Origin of the sequence: Prosthecomicrobium sp. N25 (genome assembly GCF_037203705.1) — a bacterium.
Classification (GTDB): Bacteria; Pseudomonadota; Alphaproteobacteria; order Rhizobiales; family Ancalomicrobiaceae; genus Prosthecodimorpha.
Genome location: NZ_JBBCAT010000006.1, coordinates 23,263 through 44,282 on the forward strand (window position 1 = coordinate 23,263; position 21,020 = coordinate 44,282).

Annotated in this window: 18 protein-coding genes; 6 read left to right on the forward strand and 12 right to left on the reverse strand. The window is 70.5% G+C overall.

All coding sequences use genetic code 11. The features are described from left to right. Positions 1-8: 8 nt before the first annotated feature. The 8 genes from WBG79_RS25815 to WBG79_RS25850 form a co-directional block, all read right to left on the reverse strand. A complete protein-coding gene (locus WBG79_RS25815) occupies positions 9-899 on the reverse strand; it encodes an ABC transporter permease (protein WP_337360125.1) in 891 nt (296 codons plus the stop codon). Next, positions 896-1,699, reverse strand: a complete 804-nt coding sequence (locus WBG79_RS25820) for an ABC transporter ATP-binding protein (protein WP_337360126.1) — start codon at positions 1,697-1,699, stop codon at positions 896-898. The genes WBG79_RS25815 and WBG79_RS25820 overlap by 4 nt, the downstream gene beginning before the upstream one ends. Further along, positions 1,696-2,757 carry a hypothetical protein gene (locus WBG79_RS25825; protein WP_337360127.1) on the reverse strand — a complete coding sequence of 354 codons (1,062 nt, stop codon included), beginning with the start codon at positions 2,755-2,757 and terminating at the stop codon, positions 1,696-1,698. The genes WBG79_RS25820 and WBG79_RS25825 overlap by 4 nt, the downstream gene beginning before the upstream one ends. Beyond that, the gene (locus WBG79_RS25830) at positions 2,744-3,763 is read right to left on the reverse strand and encodes a beta-propeller fold lactonase family protein (protein WP_337360128.1); all 1,020 of its coding nucleotides are present in this window, start codon (positions 3,761-3,763) and stop codon (positions 2,744-2,746) included. Before WBG79_RS25830 ends, WBG79_RS25825 begins: the two co-directional genes overlap by 14 nt. A 1-nt stretch (position 3,764) precedes the next feature. Next, positions 3,765-5,087 carry an ABC transporter substrate-binding protein gene (locus WBG79_RS25835; RefSeq protein WP_337360129.1) on the reverse strand — a complete coding sequence of 441 codons (1,323 nt, stop codon included), beginning with the start codon at positions 5,085-5,087 and terminating at the stop codon, positions 3,765-3,767. Continuing rightward, positions 5,087-5,929: a transporter substrate-binding domain-containing protein gene (locus WBG79_RS25840; protein WP_337360130.1), complete on the reverse strand. Its 843-nt coding sequence runs from the start codon at positions 5,927-5,929 to the stop codon at positions 5,087-5,089. The genes WBG79_RS25835 and WBG79_RS25840 overlap by 1 nt, the downstream gene beginning before the upstream one ends. A gap of 70 nt (positions 5,930-5,999) precedes the next feature. Continuing rightward, positions 6,000-7,742 carry a PQQ-dependent dehydrogenase, methanol/ethanol family gene (locus WBG79_RS25845; RefSeq protein ID WP_337360131.1) on the reverse strand — a complete coding sequence of 581 codons (1,743 nt, stop codon included), beginning with the start codon at positions 7,740-7,742 and terminating at the stop codon, positions 6,000-6,002. Between the two features lie 62 nt (positions 7,743-7,804). Further along, entirely contained in the window at positions 7,805-8,278 is a 474-nt protein-coding gene (locus WBG79_RS25850; RefSeq protein WP_337360132.1) for a c-type cytochrome, read from the reverse strand. A gap of 237 nt (positions 8,279-8,515) precedes the next feature. On the opposite strand from WBG79_RS25850, the gene aldA reads away from it, so the two are divergent. Both aldA and WBG79_RS25860 read left to right on the forward strand, forming a co-directional pair. After that, positions 8,516-9,949 carry an aldehyde dehydrogenase gene (aldA, locus tag WBG79_RS25855; protein WP_337360133.1) on the forward strand — a complete coding sequence of 478 codons (1,434 nt, stop codon included), beginning with the start codon at positions 8,516-8,518 and terminating at the stop codon, positions 9,947-9,949. Between the two features lie 121 nt (positions 9,950-10,070). Further along, a complete protein-coding gene (locus WBG79_RS25860; RefSeq protein ID WP_337360134.1) occupies positions 10,071-10,790 on the forward strand; it encodes a GntR family transcriptional regulator in 720 nt (239 codons plus the stop codon). Between the two features lie 51 nt (positions 10,791-10,841). On the opposite strand, the gene WBG79_RS25865 is transcribed toward WBG79_RS25860, so the two are convergent. The 4 genes from WBG79_RS25865 to WBG79_RS25880 form a co-directional block, all read right to left on the reverse strand. Further along, positions 10,842-11,993, reverse strand: a complete 1,152-nt coding sequence (locus WBG79_RS25865; RefSeq protein ID WP_337360135.1) for an epoxide hydrolase family protein — start codon at positions 11,991-11,993, stop codon at positions 10,842-10,844. 108 nt (positions 11,994-12,101) lie between these two features. Next, on the reverse strand, positions 12,102-12,632 hold the full coding sequence (locus WBG79_RS25870; RefSeq protein ID WP_337360136.1) for a peroxiredoxin: 531 nt from the start codon (positions 12,630-12,632) through the stop codon (positions 12,102-12,104). 273 nt (positions 12,633-12,905) lie between these two features. Then, the gene (locus WBG79_RS25875) at positions 12,906-15,230 is read right to left on the reverse strand and encodes a copper-transporting P-type ATPase (RefSeq protein ID WP_443147524.1); all 2,325 of its coding nucleotides are present in this window, start codon (positions 15,228-15,230) and stop codon (positions 12,906-12,908) included. Between the two features lie 547 nt (positions 15,231-15,777). Further along, complete coding sequence (locus tag WBG79_RS25880) at positions 15,778-17,235, reverse strand: DUF1254 domain-containing protein (protein WP_337360137.1); 1,458 nt, start codon at positions 17,233-17,235, stop codon at positions 15,778-15,780. Positions 17,236-17,443: 208 nt separating this feature from the next. On the opposite strand from WBG79_RS25880, the gene WBG79_RS25885 reads away from it, so the two are divergent. The 4 genes from WBG79_RS25885 to WBG79_RS25900 are packed head-to-tail and all read left to right on the forward strand — an operon-like array spanning position 17,444 to position 21,016. Then, on the forward strand, positions 17,444-17,578 hold the full coding sequence (locus WBG79_RS25885; RefSeq protein ID WP_337360138.1) for a hypothetical protein: 135 nt from the start codon (positions 17,444-17,446) through the stop codon (positions 17,576-17,578). Continuing rightward, positions 17,575-19,116, forward strand: coding sequence for a xylulokinase (locus tag WBG79_RS25890; RefSeq protein WP_337360139.1), 1,542 nt, complete (start codon positions 17,575-17,577; stop codon positions 19,114-19,116). Before WBG79_RS25885 ends, WBG79_RS25890 begins: the two co-directional genes overlap by 4 nt. Then, on the forward strand, positions 19,109-20,050 hold the full coding sequence (locus tag WBG79_RS25895; protein WP_337360140.1) for an ABC transporter permease: 942 nt from the start codon (positions 19,109-19,111) through the stop codon (positions 20,048-20,050). Before WBG79_RS25890 ends, WBG79_RS25895 begins: the two co-directional genes overlap by 8 nt. Positions 20,051-20,074: 24 nt before the next feature. After that, the gene (locus tag WBG79_RS25900) at positions 20,075-21,016 is read left to right on the forward strand and encodes a sugar ABC transporter substrate-binding protein (protein WP_337360141.1); all 942 of its coding nucleotides are present in this window, start codon (positions 20,075-20,077) and stop codon (positions 21,014-21,016) included. Positions 21,017-21,020 lie beyond the last annotated feature (4 nt).

The window sequence follows — 21,020 nt, forward strand, 5'->3', positions numbered from 1 at the left end:
GGCCGTCGTCAGGGTTGGCGCAGGCCCGCCATGGAGCGGGCCGCGACCGCGAGCATGATAGCCGGCAAGATCGTCACCGCACACAGGCTGGCCGCGAGGGGGAGTTGGCCGAAGCCGAGAAGCACGAGCCGCAGGAGATCCAGCGGGTAGCTGACCGGATTGAGGTGGACCAGGAGCTTCAGCCAGTCCGGCAGCTCCACGACCCACCCGCCCCCGATGGCATAGACGCCGTAGCGCCGCAGTTCGGCCCGGAGCGATGCGGGGATGTCGAGAAAGCCCGCGCCCCCGACGATACCCTTCAGCGGGAATATGGCCCCGGACAGGAAGTAGAGCGGCTGGATCACCCCGTTCGAGACGCTCCCGAAGCTCTCGAAGGCGCTCGACCGGCAGGCGATCACGATGCCGACCGCCGTGATGGTGACGCCGGTCGAGGCCATCACCGCCCAGGCCATGAGGACCTTGGCGAGGGAAAGGTCGAACCCGAGCAGAGGCGCGAAGGCCAGGGGGATCGATCCCTGGATGACCGCGACGGTCGCGCCGCCCGCGACCTTGCCGAGCACGACGGACAGCATCGGCGCAGGCGACGTCAGCACCTCCCGCATGAGCCCCGTCTGGCGATCCCAGACGAGCGCCATCGCCGACTGCAGCGAGGCGAACAGGACGTTGAGGATGACGACCCCGGGCAGGATGTACTGCGCGTAGGAATAGCCCTCGATCTCCCGCAACGTCGCCCCGAGCCCGAACCCGAGCACCACGAGCCAGAGCAGGGTGCGCGACAGGCCGCCGAACATCTGCGAGCGATCGCGGCCGTAGCGCACCAGCTCCCGCCACCACATGACCTGGACGATGTCGAGTTCGAGGGCGCGGCGCACCGGCGAGCTGTCGGAGAAGGCGGTCATCGGATCCAGGCTCCGGCTCGTTTGCGCGCGACGGCCGGCCGCTCCCGCCCACCGGCATCGCCATCGCGCGGCTTCTGCCCCGTCAGCGTGACGAAGACGTCCTCGAGCCCGGTGCCGCCATGGCGGGCACGCAGCTCCAGGGGCGTCCCGAGAGCGACGAGGCGCCCGCCGTCGATCACGCCGACCCGGCTGCAGGCTTCGGCCTCCTGGATGAAATGCGTGGTCATCAGGACCGACAGGCCCCGGTCCCGAAGGGTCGCGATGCGGCTCCAGAGGTCCCGGCGAGCCTGCACGTCGAGACCGAGCGTGGGCTCGTCCAGGATGAGCAGGCGGGGACGATGCATCAGGGCGCGCGCGAGTTCGAGCCGCCGCCGCATCCCGCCCGAAAGACGGCCGACCCGCTGGTCCGCCACCGCCTCGAGCCCGGCCCAGGCGAGGCCCGCCGCGACAGCCTCCGGGCCCGCCCGCCCCATGCCGTGCAGCGCGGCGTGGATCCGCAGGTTCTGAGCCGCGGTCAGTCGGTCGTCCAGCGACGAATCCTGGAACACGATCCCGAGGGCGGCGCGGACGCGATCGGCCTCCCGCCGGATGTCGGCCCCGGCCACGCGCGCCTCCCCGCGGCTCGGCGCGACGAGGGTCGTCAGCATGTTGAGAAGGGTGGACTTGCCCGCGCCGTTGGGGCCCAGGAGAGCGAAGAACTCGCCCTCCGCCATCGAGAAGGCGATCGAGTCCACCGCGACCCGGTCGCCGTAGGACCGGCCGAGGCCGAGGCACTCGACGATGGTGTCCGGGCGGGTCATGGCGCCAGCACCGATCGGCCGGCCGCGAGTGCGTCGAGAAGATCCGGGCAGGCCGCCGCCATGGCGTCGCCCTCCCCGTCCCGGACCGGGTAGAGGCCGGCCCGGATCCGCTTGGCGAGCTCCGGCGCCACGACCTTCAGCGGCGCCGAGATGGTCCGGAGGTAATAGGATCGGGCGATCGCGAGCCGCTCCAGGCCCGCCGCCCCGGCGCCGCCCGCGACCGCCGCGCATCCGTCCCCGGCGAGATCCCGGATCACCGCCGCGGCGTCGGCGAAATCGCGCCCGGGGTAGAGGTCCGCGCCGACGGCCGTCTCGAGGCTTGCGACGAGCTGTTGCGCAAGGGCCTCCGCGTCTTCCGGATCGGGCGACAGGGCCGAGGGGGCGGTCGGGGTGGGGAAGAGGTCCGCCAGCGCGGAGACGGCGGCCGCGAGGGCGGCCGCTTCGTCGCCCCCGAGCCTGGGCTGAAGGGCCGACAGGTGCACCCTCACCCGGTCGAGCGCCGCGAAGCCGACCGCATAGGCGGCACGCTCGCCGCCGACCGCCTCCTCGTAGGCGTCCGCGACGCCGCCCTCGTCGAGGAGCAACGCCGCGACGAGAGCCGCCCGGAACCCCGGATCGTCGCCGAGTTCGGGCGGGACCAGGGCGGCGCGACCGCGTTGCGCCAGCGCCGCCAGCCCGGCACGGCGCGGATCGGCGCGGCCGTCGGCCTCGTCCTCCGCCAGCACGGCCGACACCGCGTCGCCCAGCGCGGCGGCGGTCTCCGGATCCGCGGCGGCGAGGCTCGCCCGGACCTGTTGCACCGCGACGGCCAGCGATGCCTTGATCTCGTCCTCTCCCTCCAGGTCCTGGGGCCCCGGGGGCCCGCCGGCCCCGGCCCGCACGGCGGCGGTGACGGCGAGCCCGCGGCCGGCCGCCTCGATCCGCTCCAGCGCGGCGGCCTGTGCGAGCGCCACCGATTGGTCCCGGAAGGGACTGCGCGCCGAGGTCTCCTGCCCCGAGGCGGGCGCGACGAGCAGGGCCGTCAGCGCGAGGGCGACGCAGGTCTCAGCGCGCGGCATGGACGACCCCCACTTTCACCGAATGCGCCCCGCGCCCCGCCGCCACCTCGCCCTCCACGCAGAGGCAGCCCGCACCGACCAGCCCGACGCTGTCCGAAAGCCCGTTCGCGGTGAAAATGCGGCTCCCGTCGGGGCTGACCGCGATACCCCAAGGCCGGCGGCCCATGCGCTCCTTGACAACCTTCACGACCTTGCCGGTCGCCGTGTCGACCACGTAGACCGCATTGGTCCCGCCCCCGGCGACGTAGAGCCTGGCCCCGTCCGGACTGAGGTCCAGTTCCACGGGCCGGGAGTCGAGGCCGAGGTTGATGGTCTGGACCACCTTGTGGCGGGCGGTGTCGATCACCGTGATGGTGCCGCCGATCTCGGCGGAGACGTAGGCGCGTTTGCCGTCCGGCGCGAACACCACGTCGCGCGGCCTGTTGCCGACCAGCAGGTGGGTGACGACCTTGAGCGCCTGCGCGTCGACGACCGTCACCGTGTGGCTGGTCTCGGCCGTGACGTAGACGAAGCGCCCGTCCGGGCTCACCGCCACGCCCTCCGATTCGACGCCCGTCTGGAAACGCCCGAGTTCCTCGCCGCTGTCGACGTCGATGCCCACCACCTGGGCCCTGGCTTCCAGGGCCGCCCAGATCTGCTTGCCGTCGGGGCTGATCGCCACCCGCTCGGGATTGCCGCCCGCGTGGTACCGCCGCACGATCGTGTTGGACGCCACGTCGATGGCCACGATCGCGTCTTCCGGGCTCTCCGTCCGAGGCAGGAAATCGCTGACCGCGGCATAGATCGTCTCGCCGTTCGGACTGATCGCGAGCCCGCGTGGCCTCACCTCGCCGGGACGGCTGGAGATCGGGATCACGCCCGTCGCGATCCCCTTGACCGGGTCGATGATGGTGATGCTCGCATCGTGCTCGTTCGACACGTAGAGCCGATAGGGCTCTGCCGCGGCGGCGGCCGCGAGGGTCAGGATGAAGCCGAGCGAAGCTGCGAACGGCGTGGCGCGACCCATGTCATCCTCCCTTCGGCCCGCATCGGGCGGATGCGGCGACGTCCCCGATCTGGTCGAGCCGCTGGACGGGATCGGTGCCCGGCATGTAGATCGCCGGCAGCTCGCCCTCGAGCGAGGCCCGGGCCGCGAGCGCCTCCAGGGCCAGCGAATCCGAGGCCTGCTCGTTGATCTTCACGAGGTAGAGCGACTGCCGCAGCTGATGGTCCCAGGGCCTGAAGCTCACGCCGATCCCCTTGCTGACGTCGAACACCGTCGCGTCGCCGGCGAGGTGGGCGGCGAGGTCGCGCCCCTCCGTCGAGCCGGTCGCGATCGCGGCCTCCACCGCGATCTTGACCGCCTGGTAGGCGGTCCAGGCCGGCGGATCCATGGGGCGCCCCCACCGGGCCGCGAAGCGGGCGTTGAGTTCGCGGGCCCCGTAGGCGTCGAGCGTCGCTTCCCAGAGCGCGGCCCGGCGGCCGCTCCCGGCGACGGGTGCGGCCCGGTTGGCGGCCAGATAGTAGTCGCGCGTCTGCGTGGCGGGCTCCGGGAAGCCGACCACCGCGGCGCCCAGTTCCGCCGCCTGGAAGCGCGACAGGAAATCGAGCTGGCTGCGCCAGTCCGTCAGAAGCAGCACCACCTGGGGCCGCGCCCGACCGATCTCGGCGAGCACGGCCGGACCCCGGCGGGAGTCGTCCTGCGCGAGAACGCCGGTCCCCGTGACCTCGACGGCCCAGTGCCGGCTCTTGAGCGCCGCAAGGGCCCGGTCGTGGCGGGCGACATTCTCCGGATCCTCGTCGCGGACGAGGTGCCAGCGCCGAAAGCCCGCCCGGACGTACCACCCGAAGATCGCGTCGAGATACATCGCCGCGCTGGCCTCGACGTGGAACGTGCCCGCACGGCAGGCGGCTTGCCGCAAGGCGTCGCTGGTCGCCCCGACGTTCAGGTAGAGCGCTCCGGTCTCCTCCGCGACCCGCGAGAGGACTTCGGCCTCGGCACGGGTGTAGCCGCCGACCAGGACGGACACGCCCTCGCGCTCCACCAGGCGGCGGGCGGCCCGCTCCACCGTCTCGGCGGTCGGGGCGTTCGCCGTCCTGACGACCGCGGACCAGCCCAGGAGGCCCGCGTTCAGGGAGGCGTCCTCCTCGGCGAGGACGAGGCCCGTGCGCGCCACCTCCCCGACCTGCCGGAGGTTGATCCGGCCGGCCGGGATGGCCCCGCCGCCGATCGGCAGGACGGCGCCGATCCGGACCGACCGGGCCTCCGTCGCCCGCAACGGTCGCGGCGCCGCGAGGGCGGCGAGACCCCCCGCCAGGACGCTGCGTCGGGTGAACGGGACGGCGGGCATCAATCCCTCCTGCCGAGGCTTTCGGCCGGAGCCGGCATGTCGACGAGTGGCACGCCCGCTCCGGTCAGGACCTCGCGCAACCGGTCCCAGTTGCGCGCCAGGGCCGCATCCACGTCCTCGCGCAGCCCTTCGTCCTCCGGGCGGAAGCCGATCGCCAGGGAGGCCACCATCGGGATGAACGGCACGTCGATCTCGGGCGTGACGGGGGTCAGCGCGAAGCCGGGGCGTTGCCGTACGAAGTCTCCGGCGACCGGGCCCCAGACGACGGCGATGTCGATGGAGCCCTCGCTCAGGGCTTCGAGCACGGGAGGAAACGCCCGGCCCGGCTCCCGGCGGTCGATGAAGTGGACCTGGTTCTCGACGATCCCCCGGTTGGCCAGGGCGACGGCCGGGGGCACCAGCTTGGCCGTGCCGCCGGGCAGTCCGATGCGCAGGCGCTTCAGGACGGGGTCGTCGAGCGACGAGATCTCGAAAGGGGCGTCCTGGCGATGCAGGAATACATAGCCGGTGCGGTAGTAGGCGTAGCTGGTCAGGAACCCGGCCTGCCCGTCGATCACGCCCATGACCATGTCGCACTCGCCCCCTTGCACGAAGCGCTGCCGGGTCCGGCCGCGCAGGTCGGGAAGCCATACGGTGACGAGGCGAGCCCCGAGGTCCCGGGCCAGGATCTCGGCGATGCGATTGTCGAAGCCCTCGCCGGCCCGGTTCGAGTAGGGCAGGTTGTCGGGATCCGCGCAGACGCGGAGTTCCCAGCCGGCCGCGGCCGGCAGCACCTGCAGGGCGAGCGCGACAGAGACGGAGAGCGCGGCCTGGAGAGCCGCCGTCCGGGTCAGCAAGGCCATGGCGTAGACCTCCGCACGGGCTTCGAAGGGAACGTGCGGCCCTGGGGCCGCACGCGATGCCTCACCCGGTTCAGGGCACGGCGAAGACCCACACGGTCCCGCCGAGCGGCACCTCGGTCTTGGTGCCCCAGGCGGCGTCGATGAATCCCTGGAAGCGGCCGGCATCGACGCCCCAGCCCGTGGTCACGGCGATGTACTGCTTGCCGTCCCGCTCGAAGCTGATCGGGGGCGAGACGATACCGCCGTCCAGCCGTTGGCTCCACAGCACCTTGCCGGTCTTGGCGTCGAAGGCGCGGAACTCCGCGTCGTTGGTGCCGCCCGAGAAGACGAGCCCGCCGGCGGTGGTGAGCATCGGTCCCCAATTCGGCGACTTGAAGTTCACCTGCCAGACCTTGGTCAGCGTCTTCACGTCCCAGGCCTGCACGGCCCCGATATGGTCCTTGGCCGCCTCGGTCGGCTTCATCTCCAGGCCCGACCCGAGATAGAGCACGCCGGGCTCGTACTCGACCTCCGCGCCCTCCATGGAGCCGCAGTGGTTCTCGTTGACGGGGATGAAGACGTAGCCGAGCGCCGGATCGTAGGCTTCCCCGGACCAGTCGCGCCCGCCCCAGGCCGACGGGCAGAAGTCGGCGCGCTTGCCGACCCCGGCCACCCGTTCCGGATTGTACTCCGGCCGGCCGGTCTTCGGGTCCAGGCCCTTGAACACGTTCTGGAAGACGTAGGGCTTGCCCTCCACGAAGGTCAGCTTGCCGCCTTGCCGGTCGAGTTTGTAGACCCAGCCGTTGCGGGCGAACTTGACCGCGAGCTGCTGCTTCTGGCCGCCGTTGTCGAGGTCGATCAGGGTCGGAGGGGTGGTCTCGTCCCAGTCCCAGGTGTCGTTGTGGTGGTACTGGAAATGCGTCTTGATGGCGCCGGTGTCCGGGTCGATCCCGATCGTCGAGGCGGTGTAGAGATTGTCGCCTGGGCGCAGGGCACCGACCCAGGGCGCTGCGTTGCCGACGCCCCAATAGGTGGTGTTGTTCTGTGCGTCGTAGTTTCCGGTGATCCAGATCGGGCCGCCGCCGCGCTTCCAGGTGTCGCCCGGCCAGGTCTTGCCGCCCGGCTGGTCCGGCGACGGGATGGTGTAGGTCTTCCACAGGGACTTGCCCGTGTCGGCGTCGGAGGCCTCCACGAAGCCGCGGATGCCGAACTCGCCGCCCGAGACGCCGACCATGACCTTGCCGTTCACCACCAGGGGCGCGAGGGTCATGTAGTAGCCCTCCTCCCAGTTGGCGATCTGGCGGTCCCACAGCTTGTTGCCCGTCTTGGCGTCGAGGGCGACGAGCTTCGCGTCGAGCGTGGCGAAGAAGACCTTGTCACCCCACAAGGCGGCGCCGCGGTTGGTGGGGTGAACCGGGACGAGCTTCTCCGGAAGCGTCCAGCGGTAGCGCCAGATCTCCTTGCCGGTCTTCACGTCGAACGCGATGACCTGGTTGTCGGCGGCCGAGACGATCATCACGCCGTTGTTCACGAGCGGAGGCGCCTGGTTGGCCGGATCCGCCGGCAGCGCGGCGAAAGACGTGAGCTTCTGGCGCGGGCCGGTCGGGGCGCTCCACACCGGCTTCAGCTTGGCGACGTTCTCGGCGTTGATCTGCTTCAGCGGGCTGTGGGACTGCCCGTCGTAGGTGCGGCGAATGCTGAGCCAGTTCCCCGGTTCGGGATTGGCGAGCCTCGCGGCCGTCACCGGCTCGTAGGAGCCGACCTGGGCCGCGGCACCCGTCGCGCAAGCCAGAAGCGCCACCGGAGCGGTGGCCAGCAGGAATCGTAGAGTCATCTTTCTCCTCCTCGCAAACAAGCGCATTCCGACGAGAGGGTTGGGCGCTTCGCGCGCTCTGCTCAGCGCATGCCCTGCACGTTTTGAGCGGTGACGGGACCGTATTCGTTGCCCCAGCTGTTCATGATGTACGTGGAGATCGCGGCGATCTGCTCGTCGGACAGCACGGGAGCGAATTCGGGCATGTATCCCGGCCCGGTCAGGATGGCCCAGATCAGGTGGCCCGGGTCGCCCGCGAGCCTCGGATTCTTGGCGAGCGGGACGCCCGCCGTGCCCCGGGTGCCGTGGCATTGGCGGCAATTGTCCAGGTAGAGCTGCCGCCCGGCCTCCACGACGGCCGCAAGTGCCGGGTCGCCGGACTTCGGGGCCTGGGCGGGAGCCGGAGCCGCGGACGGGGCGGGCGCGGCCGCGGATGTCGACGGCGGGCCGGGCTCGGCCGATTGCGCCAGCGCCGTCGGGAGCCCGCTGGGGATCCAGAGCGAAGCGGCGAGACTCAGGGCCCCGAGACGGGCCACGGGCCAGCTTGATCGGAACATTGGCGCTTCCTCGTGCGGGACCTCTGGCGGGCCCGCTTCGCAATTACACATACCCAAGAGACCACCCGTCGTCAACAATCTGAATTCCGAATTTTGAACTCTGGCGACTGAATTCAGAATTCCAATGCAGCGCAAGGCGTGTTATGGGGGTGATGCCCCTGACCGCAAGAGACCGACTCTGGTGCCGGTCCGGGGCAGAAGGCCTTGCAAGGCCACGCGAGCCAACGGAGGAAGCCCATGGGCATGCATCAGAATTTCATCGGCGGCCGTTTCCGGCCGACAACGGGCGGCGACGTGATCCCGGTCCTCAACCCCGCCCGCGACACGGTGATCTCCGAGATCCCGGACTCGTCGGCCGACGCGGTCGCGCAGGCGGTGGCCGCGGCGAAGCGAGCCCAGCCGGCTTGGGAGAAGCTGCCCGCGATCCAGCGCGCCAAGTACCTTCGCCAGATCTCCGCGAAGATCCGGGCCAACGCGGCAAAGATCGCGCGCGTGATCTCCGAGGAGCAGGGCAAGATCCTAGGCCTGGCCGAGGTGGAGGCCCACTTCACCGCCGACTACATCGACTACATGGCCGAATGGGCCCGCCGGATCGAAGGCGAGGTCATCCAGAGTGACCGTCCCGGGGAGAACATCTTTCTGTTCCGCCAGGCGCTCGGCGTCGTCGCGGGCATCCTGCCCTGGAATTTTCCGTTCTTCCTGATCGCGCGCAAGATGGCGCCCGCCCTCATCACCGGCAACACCATCGTCATCAAGCCGAGCGAGGAGACCCCCAACAACGCCGCCCTCTTCGCGTCGCTGGTCCAGGAGACCGAGCTGCCCGAAGGCGTCTTCAACATCGTGTATGGGCGTGGCGCGACCACCGGCCGGGCGCTGACCCTGCACGAGGACGTCCGGATGGTGAGCTTCACGGGAAGCGTCGATACCGGCTCCAAGATCATGGCGGACGCCGCCCGCAACATCACCAAGGTCAATCTCGAACTCGGCGGCAAGGCGCCGGCGATCGTGCTGGCGGACGCGGATCTCGACCTCGCCGCCCGTGCCATCAAGCAATCGCGGGTGCTCAACACCGGCCAGGTCTGCAACGCCCCGGAGCGCGTCTACGTGGATCGCAAGGTCGCGGACGCCTTCGTGGCCAAGCTGACCGCCGAAATGAAGTCGACCCGCTACGGCGACCCGCTCGCCGACGACAAGCTCGACATGGGGCCGATCATCAACAAGTCCGGCCTGCAGAAGATCGACCATCTCGTCTCGGGCGCGATCGCCCAGGGAGCGCAGGCGATCCTCGGCGGCAAGGTGGCCGACCTCGGCGCCGGCAATCACTACGAGCCCACCGTCCTGGTCAACTGCCGTCAGGACATGGACATCGTCCAGAAGGAGATCTTCGGTCCGGTCCTGCCCGTGGTGACCGTTTCGGACCTCGACGAGGCGATTGCCATGGCGAACGACACCGTTTATGGCCTGACGTCGTCGATCTACACCAACGACATACGATGTGCGCTCAAGGCCTGCAACGAGCTCCATTTCGGGGAGACCTACGTCAACCGCGAGAACTTCGAGGCTATGCAGGGCTTCCATGCGGGCAGAGGGCGCTCGGGGATCGGGGGTGCCGATGGCAAGCACGGCGTCCTGGAGTACACTCAGACCCACCTCGCCTATATCCAGACCTGAGTCGGTCTTCGCGAGTCCGGCATCGGAGGGTGCCGTTGCCGGACTCCCACGCGCCGGAGGGTGCCGTCGGTCCCACATGAGGCAGGAAAGGGGCGCAGCCGCCGAAAGGGTTCAGTAGCCGATGAAGCCGATTGCAACCGCTCCCAGCCGGGCCGAACAGGTCTACACGGCCATTCGCGACAGCATATGCGATGGCAGCCTGCGTCCCGGCACGCACCTGGTCCAGGAGGATCTGGCTGCGCGTCTCGGCGTTTCCCGCCAGCCGGTCCAGCAGGCCATGGCGCTGCTCAAGAACGAGGGCCTCGTGCTCGAGAAGGGCGCGCGAGGCCTCTACGTGGCTCCGCTCGACGCCGATGCGACCGTGCATCACTACCAGATCCGACTCAGCCTGGATCTTCTGGCCGCCCGGCTGACGGCCGAAAGGGCGGCCCGATCGCCGGACTTCGCCCGGCAGCTGCTCTCCGACGGCGAGCGGATCCTGGCCGCCGGCGAGCGCGCGCTCGCAAAGGGCAGCCACCGCGACGCCGTGGCGATGGACGTCGAGTTCCACTCCTTCATCTATGAAATGTCCGGCAACCCGCTCATCGTCGGCGCCGCGGAACCGCATTGGTACTATCTCCGAAGGGTCATGGTCGCGGTCCTGAACTACGCCGAGCGCGGCCCGATCGTTTGGAAGCAGCATCGGGACATCCTGGACGCCCTGGCGGCCGGCAAGGCCGACGAGGCCTGCGCCATGGTCAAGGCTCATATCCTGGGCGCGGAGGCCGCCTTCCTGCGGGTGTTGCCGGCCGTGGCGCCGCCGGACCCCGAGCCAGCGCCCCGGGCCCCCGTCGCGCTCTGAGGCCTGTCGCCGGCGGGCAGCGCCGACCGCGACCGGCCCCGCGCCTGCCTTTCAGGCACGCAAGGGACGAAGGAAGGCCAGGATCTCGCGCGCAAGCGCCTCCGGCTGTTCCATGGCGGCGAAGTGGCCGCCGCGCTCCATGACGGTCCAACGCCGGATGTCGCGATAGGTCCGCGCGGCGAGCGAGCGGGGCGGCCGCACGATTTCGGTCGGAAAGGCCGCATAGCCGGTCGGCACGGTGATCGGACCGCCGTCCGGGATGGGCCAGGGCCGATGCATGCGGGCATGGTAGGGATGGAACGAGGACCCGATGGAGCCCGTGAACCAGTAGAGCGAGACGTTCGCCAGGAGCTGGTCCATGCTGAAGACCGACAGGGGGTCGCCGCCGCAGTCGGCCCAGCGCTGGAACTTCTCGATGATCCAGGCCGCCAGGCCCGCGGGCGAGTCCGTGAGCCCATAGGCGAGCGTCAGGGGCCGCGTGCCCTGGATCCACTGGTAGCCCGTCTCCTCCTTCAGGAACACGGTGAGCGCCTCGGCATAAGCCCGCTCCTCGGCCGTGGCCGTCTCGGCCAGGGTAGGATCCCGCCGGATCGGCACCATGTTGAGGTGCAGGCCGATCATGCGGTCGGGGTGCTCGTAGGCGATCCGGGACGTAACGAACGAGCCCCAGTCTCCGCCCTGCGCGGCGAAGCGATCGTATCCCAGCACCTCCGTCATGAGGCGGGCCAGCGTTCCCGCCATCTCCTCGACGCCGAAACGAGCCTGTCCTGGCTGGAATGACAGCGTGTAGCCCGGCAGCGACGGAGCGATCACCGTGACCGCATCGGCCGGATCGCCGCCGAAGCGACCGGGATCGGTCAGGCGCGGGATGATGTCGAGAAATTCGAGAACCGACCCCGGCCAGCCGTGCACGAGCAGGAGCGGGACGGGCGACGGCCCCTGCCCCTCGACCCGGATGAAGTGCTGGTCGAACCCGTCGAGCCGGACGCGGAATTGCGGCAGCGCGTTCAGCCGCGCTTCGGCCGCGCGCCAGTCGAACCCGTCCCGCCAATAGGCCGTCAGCCGCTGCATGAAGCCGAGATCGGACCCCATCTCCCACGGCTCGAAGACCTGGTCCGGGAAGCGGGTCAGCGCGAGCCGGGCGCGCAGGTCGGCGAGGGCGCTGTCGGGGACGGAGAGCGTGAAGGGGACGGGCGTGGACATCGTGCGGGCCTTCCCTGTTGGTCACGGGCGCATGGGCCGGCGGGACCGCTCGATCCCGTTCCGGTTCCTCCGACGAGGGCGCCCCCGGCTTGGCTGCGGGGGCGGAGGTCACCGGCTCCCGAGATAGTCCAGCATGGTCCGGGCATCCGAAACCTGGACACCGACTCCGGGCGGATCGTCCCGAAAGCCGGGCTCGACGAACATCTGGCGGATCTCGCCGTCCACCACATGCATGGAGTAGCGCCAGCTGCGCAGCCCCATCCCATGGCTGGTCCGCTGGACGAGCATGCCCATCTGGCGCGTGAAGTCCGCGTTGCCGTCCGGCAGCATGAACACCTTCTCGATGTCGCGGCTCTTCGCCCACTGGTACATGACGAAGGCGTCGTTCACCGAGAGGCACACGACCCGGTCCACGCCGAGCGCGGTGAAGTCGTCGTGATGCCGCTCGTAGCCCGGCAGGTGGGTATCCGAGCAGGCGGGCGTGAAGGCGCCCGGCACCCCGAACAGAACGATGCTCTTGCCACCGAACAGCTCGTCGGACGTCAGGTCGCGCCACTCGAAGGGGTTCGGCCCGTCGAGGGCGGGATTCCTGACGCGCGTATGGAACGTCACCCGCGGCACACGATGAATGGGCGGCATTGCTGCGGTCCTCCTCCTTGGCGGCGCGCCGGTCACGCCCGGCCTTGGGGGCCGCGGACGCGGTCCCGGGAGCGGCACGCCCGGCTTCGTCGGGACCATCCTCACAGGCGAGGGGCCGCGGGCCAAGCCCCCGATCCACGGCCGGGCGAATGTCCCGACGCCTTCAGCTCTGCAGGTACTTGATCAGTCCCGCGATGCCGAGGACGACCAGGACAAGGATCAAGATGCTGCCCAGGCCCATCCAGCCGCCGTGCCAACCCATGTCCCAGTCCATCATGGCCGTCTCGCTCCCTTGTCGATCCGGACTGTCTTCAGCCGCGCCGCATTGCCCACCACGCTGACCGACGACAGCGCCATGGCGGCGGCCGCGATCACGGGCGAGAGCAGCAGGCCGAAGCTCGGATAGAGGACGCCGGCGGCGACCGGGACGCCGAGGGCGTTGTACACGAAGGCGAAGAACAGATTCTGGCGGATGTTGCGCATGGTGGCCTGCGACAGCAGGCGCGCCCGGACGATGCCGGTGAGGTCGCCCTTCAGGAGCGTGACACCGGCGCTCTCGATGGCGACGTCGGTCCCCGATCCCATGGCGATGCCGACGTCGGCCGCCGTGAGCGCCGGGGCGTCGTTGACGCCGTCGCCCGCCATGGCGACCGTCCGGCCCTCCCGGCGGTAGGCCTCCACGACCGCGCTCTTGCCCTCGGGCAGGATCTCGGCCTGGACCTCCGGGATGCCGAGCCGCGCCGCGATGGCGCGGGCGGTGGTCCAGTTGTCGCCGGTCAACATCACGACCCGGATGCCGGCCTCCTTCAACGCGTCGAGCGCGGCGGGGGTGGTCGGCTTGATGGGATCCGCGATGGCCAGGACGGCCGCTGGCCGGCCGTCGACGCCAGCGAAGATCGCGGTCGCGCCGTCGGCGCGGAGCCGGTCGGCGCGGGCCGCGAGCGGTCCCGTGTCGATCCCGTGCTCCTGCAGGAAGGCGGCGTTGCCGAGCACGATCCGCCGCCCCTCCACGGTGCCGAGGGCTCCCTTTCCGGTCGGGCTGTCGAAATCGGTCACCGCAGCCGGCCGGAGGCCGCCCACGTCTGCGGCGGCCACGATGGCGAGCGCGATCGGATGCTCGCTCGCCCGCTCCACCGCGGCGGCGAGGCGGAGCACCTCGGCCTCGGCGAAGCCGTCCGCGGTCACGATCTCGATCACAGCCGGCTTGCCCTCGGTGAGCGTTCCGGTCTTGTCGACCACCAGCGTGTCGATCTTCTCCATCCGCTCCAGGGCCTCGGCATTCTTGATGAGCACGCCGTGTTCCGCGCCGCGCCCGACGCCGACCATGATGGACATAGGCGTGGCGAGACCGAGCGCGCAGGGGCAGGCGATGATCAGCACGGAAACGGCCGCGACCAGGCCATAGGCGTAGCGCGGTTCCGGCCCCCAGATGGCCCAGGCCACCCACGCCAGGAGCGCGATCGCGATCACCGCGGGGACGAAGTAGCCCGAGACGTCGTCCGCCAGCCGCTGGATCGGCGCACGGCTGCGCTGCGCCTCCGCGACCAGTTGGACGATGCGCGCCAGCATGGTGTCGCGGCCGACCTTGTCGGCGGTGATGACGAGCGCCCCCGACCGGTTCATCGTCCCGCCGACGACGCTGTCGCCGACCGACTTCGTGACCGGCATGGACTCGCCCGTGACCATGGACTCGTCCACGGCGCTCCGCCCCTCCGCGACGATCCCGTCGACCGGCACCTTCTCGCCGGGCCGCACGCGCAGCCGGTCGCCGACCGCCACGAGCTCCAGGGCCACCTCGGCCTCGCTGCCGTCCGGCGCGATCCGCCTGGCCGTCTTCGGCGCGAGGTCGAGCAGCGCGCGGATCGCGCCGCCGGTCGACTCGCGGGCACGCAGCTCGAGAACCTGGCCGAGCAGGACCAGCACGGTGATCACCGTCGCGGCCTCGAAATAGACCGCGACCGACCCGTCCGCCGCCCGGAAGCCGGCCGGGAAGACCTGCGGCATCACGGTCGCGATGACGCTGTAGATCCAGGCGACGCCGATGCCCATGGCGATGAGCGTGAACATGTTGAGCTTGCGCGTCACGAGCGACTGCCAGCCGCGGACGAAGAAGGGCATGCCCGCCCAGAGCACGACCGGGGTTCCGAGCGCGAACTGGAGCCAGTTCGAGGTCGCCTGGCTCAGGACGTGGCGCAAGCCCAGCAGGTGCCCGCCCATCTCCAGGGCGAAGACCGGCAGGGTAAGCGCGAGGCCGATCCGGAAGCGCCGGGTCATGTCGACGAGTTCGGGCGAGGGCCCGGTCGCCTCGGTGGCGACCAGCGGCTCCAGCGCCATGCCGCAGATCGGGCAGTGACCGGGACCGACCTGACGGACCTGCGGATGCATCGGACAGGTGTAGATCGTCCCTTCCGGGACGGGCGCCGACGCAAGGTGGGCGGCCCGGGCCGCGCCCTCGTGATGGTGAGAAGCGGAGTCGGGCCGCAGGTGGTCCGGGCTTTGGTGCACGTGTGGGTGGCCGTGCTCGCCGTGGCCGTGATGGTCTGCCGCCGGGCCGGTCGGGTCGGGGCCATCGGAGCCACGCGGCTCATCGGCAGGCAGCGACGTGGCAGCCGGAAGCCCCGGGTGGCGTGCCGATACGGGGCGTCCGTCCTGTCGCGAGCCGCTTGCGCCCGGGTGGGCTGAATGATCGGTCGTCGCCACGGTCTTCCTCCGAATACCTGTCCGAGCCGGCGCAGCCGGCCCCGACCTGCAGGGAAGATGGACCTATGACTGTCAATCTATCGACGTCGGCCGTCAACGCCCCAATAAATCCTCGGAAGGCATCCCAGATCGACGAAATCCCGAGGACGCAACGTAATGCGCTCCGGGGAGGCCGTCGCACCGGTCAAGATTTCCGGCTGGGATCTGGTTCGGATCGTCTCTGACGATGTCGAGAGGCAGGAGGCGACGACGGCCGAAACGCGCATGAGCTATTCAGGAAGTCTTGGACAAGCCGTTCCGGATGGCGGCTGGGATCGATCCGACGCCCACCCGGGCCATCGGGCTCGGAACCGACGTTCCTGCCGAGTGGCACGCCCTGTCGGCGCCCGCCGCGGCCGGGCAAACGTCCGCCCGACAGGGTCGACGATCGGCGGTGGGGCGCCGGCTACTCCGACACGATGCCGGGGAGCTTCTCGGTCCGGATCACGGGCGGCGGCGCCCATTTGCCGGTCAGCGCGTCGCCCTGAGGCGCGTAGAGGCGCATCGTGAGCGTGAAGGGTGTCTTCGGCGCGGGCAGCCAGTTCGCCTCCCGGTCCTTGCCGGGGCTCGCGTTCTGGATGTGCAGGTCGAGCGAACCGTCGGGGTTGTAGACGAAGGGCATCCAGCTCGAGACCGCGAAGCGGTTGATCGGGTTCGCCGCCTGGAAGCCGTCCTCGTCATAGAGCGTGACGGACCAGAACGCATCGGCCGGCGGCATCTCGCCCTTGTCGAAGTGGAGCGTGTAGCCGAAGCGGCCGTCGAGCGGCTGGCCCTTGCTGTCGCCCAGGTTGAATGGGTAGATCGCGTCCTGCGGCTGGTTCGCCCCGAGGCCGATCTGCGCCACGATCGCGCGCTTCAGGTAGTAGTTCCCGTAGACGCCCATCGTGTCCACGTTCATCGACCAGCCATTGACCACGCTGGCCAGGGTCGCGGTCTTCCACTTCATCAGCCTTTGAGCGGCCGCCGGCGCCGCGGCGAGGGCGGCACGCACCTGCGGGTCGAGCTTCGCCGGATCGAAGCTCTTGCCCGCCTCGAATCCGATGCGCTTCAGCCGCGCCACCTGTGCCTGGTCGGTCAGGTGCGGCGGCACCACCTTCAGGATCTCGGCCCCATAGGCGAAGTAGGCCTCGCCCGTCATGGTGTCGACCTGGTCCTTGGGCGGCGTCTTCATGTCGACGGTCGGGTCCGGCTTGAACTCGGCCGGTTTCGCCTCCTTGCCCCACTGGCTCAGCGGGGTGAGCCGGTAGCCCGCCTGGACCTTGTGGACCGCAGCGTAGTCCGGTGGCCCGTCCGTCTTGGTGCGGCCGATGATCCAGACATGCGGCGTCGGCGCGTCGAGGCGCTGGGTGTCAGCCGGCAGCTTGAACTCGTCGAAGCGCTCGCGAAGGTCCGGGCGCCAGCCCGCCGGGGCGATCAGAAAGGTGCCCGCAGCCGTCCCGGTCGTGCGCCAGCCGGGCGAGGCGAACACGTCCGTCCACATGTCGAGCATGGGCATCAGGTAGTAGCGGCCGCCCGTGTCGGGCACCTGCAGGACGACCGGCTCGCGCGTGAGGTCGAGCCAGGCGCTCGAGTAGAGCGTGTCGAAGTTCGGCCTGACCACCTGGCGCATCTCCGCCGTGGGGAAGGCCGGGATGTGCGCGAAGGTGTTGGCCGGCGCTCCGATGCCGGCGCCGGGGGCGACGTTCGTGAGCACGCGCCGGGTCACGTCCATGGAGATGAGCGGATAGAGGTAGACGTAGCCCTCGATCGCGATCTGCCGGGCCTCCGCCTCGCTTAGGGGGGCGGCACTGGCCGAAAGGGGTCCCTGGATGCCCAGACCACCAATCACCAGCGATGTGCCCAGGATGGCCTTCCAATCCGGCATGACTGCCTCCCGAACTTGCAGGGCAAACCTGCCGCAGGGTGATATTTCACGAAATTCCGTAAGGGCCAAGCTCGTGCTAGCCCTAGGGGCGCCGGACGTCGATGAAGGGTTTTCCGGGCACGGCGCCGTTCTTCTGGACGCCCCGTCCGCGCGGCTTGATCCTTGTCGGAATTCTATCGATCATGGCCGCGACACCAAGGGAGCGCTCATGGTCCGCCACCAGGACACGGCCCACGACCTGGCGCGGCGGGACGCCGGCCTGCGCGCCGTCGCGCGCGCCCGATTCGCCGCCGGCACGCCTCGCGGGACCGCCGGCCGTCGCACCCCCACGGAGGCCGTGTGACCGTCGTCCTCGCGTGCGACCTGGGTGGAACCAGCTTCCGTGCCGTGCTCGTCGACCAGGACGGCGCCGCGCTTGCGGAGAGCGTCGTCCCCGGTCCGGTGCCGGTCGAAACCCTGGACCGGTCCGAGATCGACCCGGCCGCCTGGTGGAGCACCTTCCTGGCGGCGGCGACCCGCCTCGCCGAGGATCGCCCGGACCTCTTCGGCAAGATCCGGGGGATCGCGATCTGCGGTGTCACGCGCACGCAGGTGTATCTCGGCCAAGACGACCGCTCCCTGCGGCCGGCCATGACCTGGAAGGACACCCGCGCGGAGGCCGCCGCGGCACGGCTGCGGGAGAGGCTCGGCGACCATCCCGAGGCGCCGCGCGTCAACGCCTTCCACCCGCTCGCCCGTCTCGCCTGGCTCGGCGAGGAGGAGCCGGAGACCGCCCGGGCGCTCGCCTGCGTGCTGGAGCCCAAGGACTACCTGAACCTCCGCCTCACCGGCCGCCGGGCCGGCGATCCCGTCTCGATGGCCCGCCTCGCCGCCTGCGCGCAGGTCGTCGATGGCCGGGACGCCTTCGCGAGGGCGGGCCTGGGCGCCGCCCTGCTCCCGCCGCAGCGCGAGCCCCACGAGCCGGTCGGCATCGTGCTGCCCGGCCTGCCGGAACCGCTCGACCGCATCGCCGGGGTGCCGGTCGTCTGCTGCTCGAACGACACCTGGGCCGCGGCGGCCGGCCTCGGGGCGCTTCGCGACGGCTACGCCTACAACATCTCCGGCACTACCGAGGTGCTCGGCATGGTCGGCTCCGAGCCCGTCGAGGCCGACGGCCTGCTCACCGTCGACTGGGGCGGGGTATGGCAGGTCGGCGGCCCGAGCCAGAACGGGGCCGATACCGTGTCCTGGCTCCTGTCCCTCCTCGGCCGCACCGGGGATCCGGTCGGCCCGGCGACGGCGGCTCTGCTCGACGGCGACCGCGATCCGCAGCCGCTCGTCTTCCTCCCCTACCTGCAGGGCGAGCGCGTCCCCTATTGGAACCCCGCCCTGCGCGGCGCCTTCGTGGGCCTCAACCGCCGGCACGGCCCCGCCGATCTCGCCTATGCGGTGCTCGAGGGGGTGGCGTTCGCGAACCGGCTCGTCCTCGAGCGCGCCGAGGCGGCGCTCGGCCGGCCCGCCGTCGAGATCCGCTTCGGCGGCGGCGCCGCCGCCAATCCGGTCTGGTGCCGGATCAAGGCCGACGTCTGCGGCCGGCCCGTCGTGGTCGGCGAGGCGCGCGAGCCCGGCGTGCTCGGCGCCGCGCTCGTCGCCTGGATGGGCACGGGCCGCTTCGGCTCGCTGGCCGAAGCGCAGGAGCGGCTCGTCCGCCCGGCGCGGCGCTTCGAGCCCGATCCCGCGCGCCGCGCCGCCTATGACGGGCTCTACACGATCTTCCGGCGCGCCGAGGCCGCGCTGGCGCCGATCTCGGCGGACCTCGCCGCGCTCGCACGCGGCTCGGGCGCCCTGCCGGGCATGCCGGCTCCCGCCACGAGCGGCCCGGAGGCGCGAGCCCATGCGTGAGGTCGTCGGCCGCTACGGCACCGCCATCGCCGGACTGGGGCTGATCCTGGTCTTCGTGCTGTTCGCGCCGAACTTCGCGACGCCCGTCAACCTGATCAACGTCCTGAAGGACACGAGCTTCCTCGCCATCCTGGCCCTCGGCTTCGCGCTCGCCTTCACGGTGGCGGAGCTCGACCTGTCGGTCGCCGAGGTGGCGAGCCTCGCGGCGGTGGTCTGCGGCTGGGTCGTCCAGCAGCAGTATCCGCCCTACGCGGCCGTGGCGGCGGCGCTCGCGGTCGGGGCGGGCTTCGGGACCCTCAACGGCTTCGGCGTCACGCGCCTCAGGATCCCGTCGCTGATCATGACCCTCGGCACCGCCGCGATCGCCAAGGGCTGCGCCTTCATGATCACCCAGGGCGTCGCCTTCGTGGGCCGCTGGCCGACCGGCTTCACCGGCCTCGCCCGGGGGACCACCCTCGGCGTCCCGAACCTGGTCCTCTGGATGGCCCTCGTCACCCTCTCGGCCGGCTTCCTGGTCCGCTGGACCCGCACCGGCGCCCACATGGTAGCGACCGGCGAGGCCGACGAGGCCGCGCGCCTCGCCGGCATCGAAACGGGCCGGATGAAGCGCATCGGGCTGCTGCTCGCGGGCGTCTGCGCCTCCGTGATGGCGGTGCTGCTCGCCGCCAACCTCTCCTCGGCGGCCCCCAACATGGCCGGCGACTACCTGCTCTACGCCATCGCGGCGGTCTTGCTGGGGATGACCATGTTCGACCCGGGCAAGCCGAACATCGCCGGCACGGTCTACGCCGCGCTGGTCCTCAAGGTCCTCGGCAACGGACTCGTGTTGCTCGGAGCGCCCTACTACGTCCAGGATATCGTACTCGGCGCCATCATCATCGGCTCGGTCGCCTTCTCGGCGAGCGTGATGAAGAAGGCGGCGTTCAAGGTCTGACGTTCGAAGCACAAGGGGATGGGGATGACCTGGTTACGCAAGTTCGCAACGGCCGCCGTGGCGGTCCTGGCGCTCGCCCGCACGGCGGACGCCTTCGAGGTCGGCATCGTCGGCTTTCAGTTCTCGTCCGAGACCCACGCGCGCGTGGCGAACGCGGCCGCGGAGGCCGCGAAGGCGAGGGGCTGGACGGTCACGCTGCTGAATTCCGAGGGCTCGCTGCCGAAGCACGCCGAGCAGTTCGAGACGCTGATCACCAAGAAGGTCGACGCGATCATCATCGCCATGGGCAAGCCGGTCGAGGCCGATGCCCAGTTCAAGGCCGCCAAGGACAAGGGCATCCCGGTCGTGACCGTGCAGTCGGGCGCCAGCCCGCACGCCCTCTTCGACATCCAGACGAACGAGTACAAGGTCGGCGCCGAGGCCGCGCTCTACCTGCTCGGCCAGCTCGGCTACCAGGGCAACATCGTCACGGCCCGCTTCGACCTCAACGTCGCCTCCCGGATCCGCGGCAAGATCCTAGACGTGGTCCTTTCCGAGAACCAGGCCGTGAAGGAGCTGGGCAAGTTCTCGATGGCGCGCACCCAGAGCTGGCGCGACGACGTCCGCGCCGGCATGCAGGCGCTGCTCCTGCAGAACCAGGGCAAGATCAACGGCATCTGGGCCTCGTTCGACGGCCAGGCCTACATCATCGACGACCTGCTCAGGGCGCAGGGCGTCAAGAAGGGCCAGATCCCGCTCGTCTCCGTGGACGGCGGCAAGGAGAGCTACGCCCGCATCGCGGACCCGGAGTCCACCTTCGTCGCCACCGTCGCCATCCCGTTCGAGGACATGGGCCGAAAGGCCGTCGACGCCGTGCAGGCGATCGTGGTCGAGAAGAAGCCGAAGGACGCCATCACGTCCGGCCCCTACCTGTTCACCGACGCCGTCCTGGTCGACAAGAACAACGTCAAGGACTTCCTGAAGTGACGCC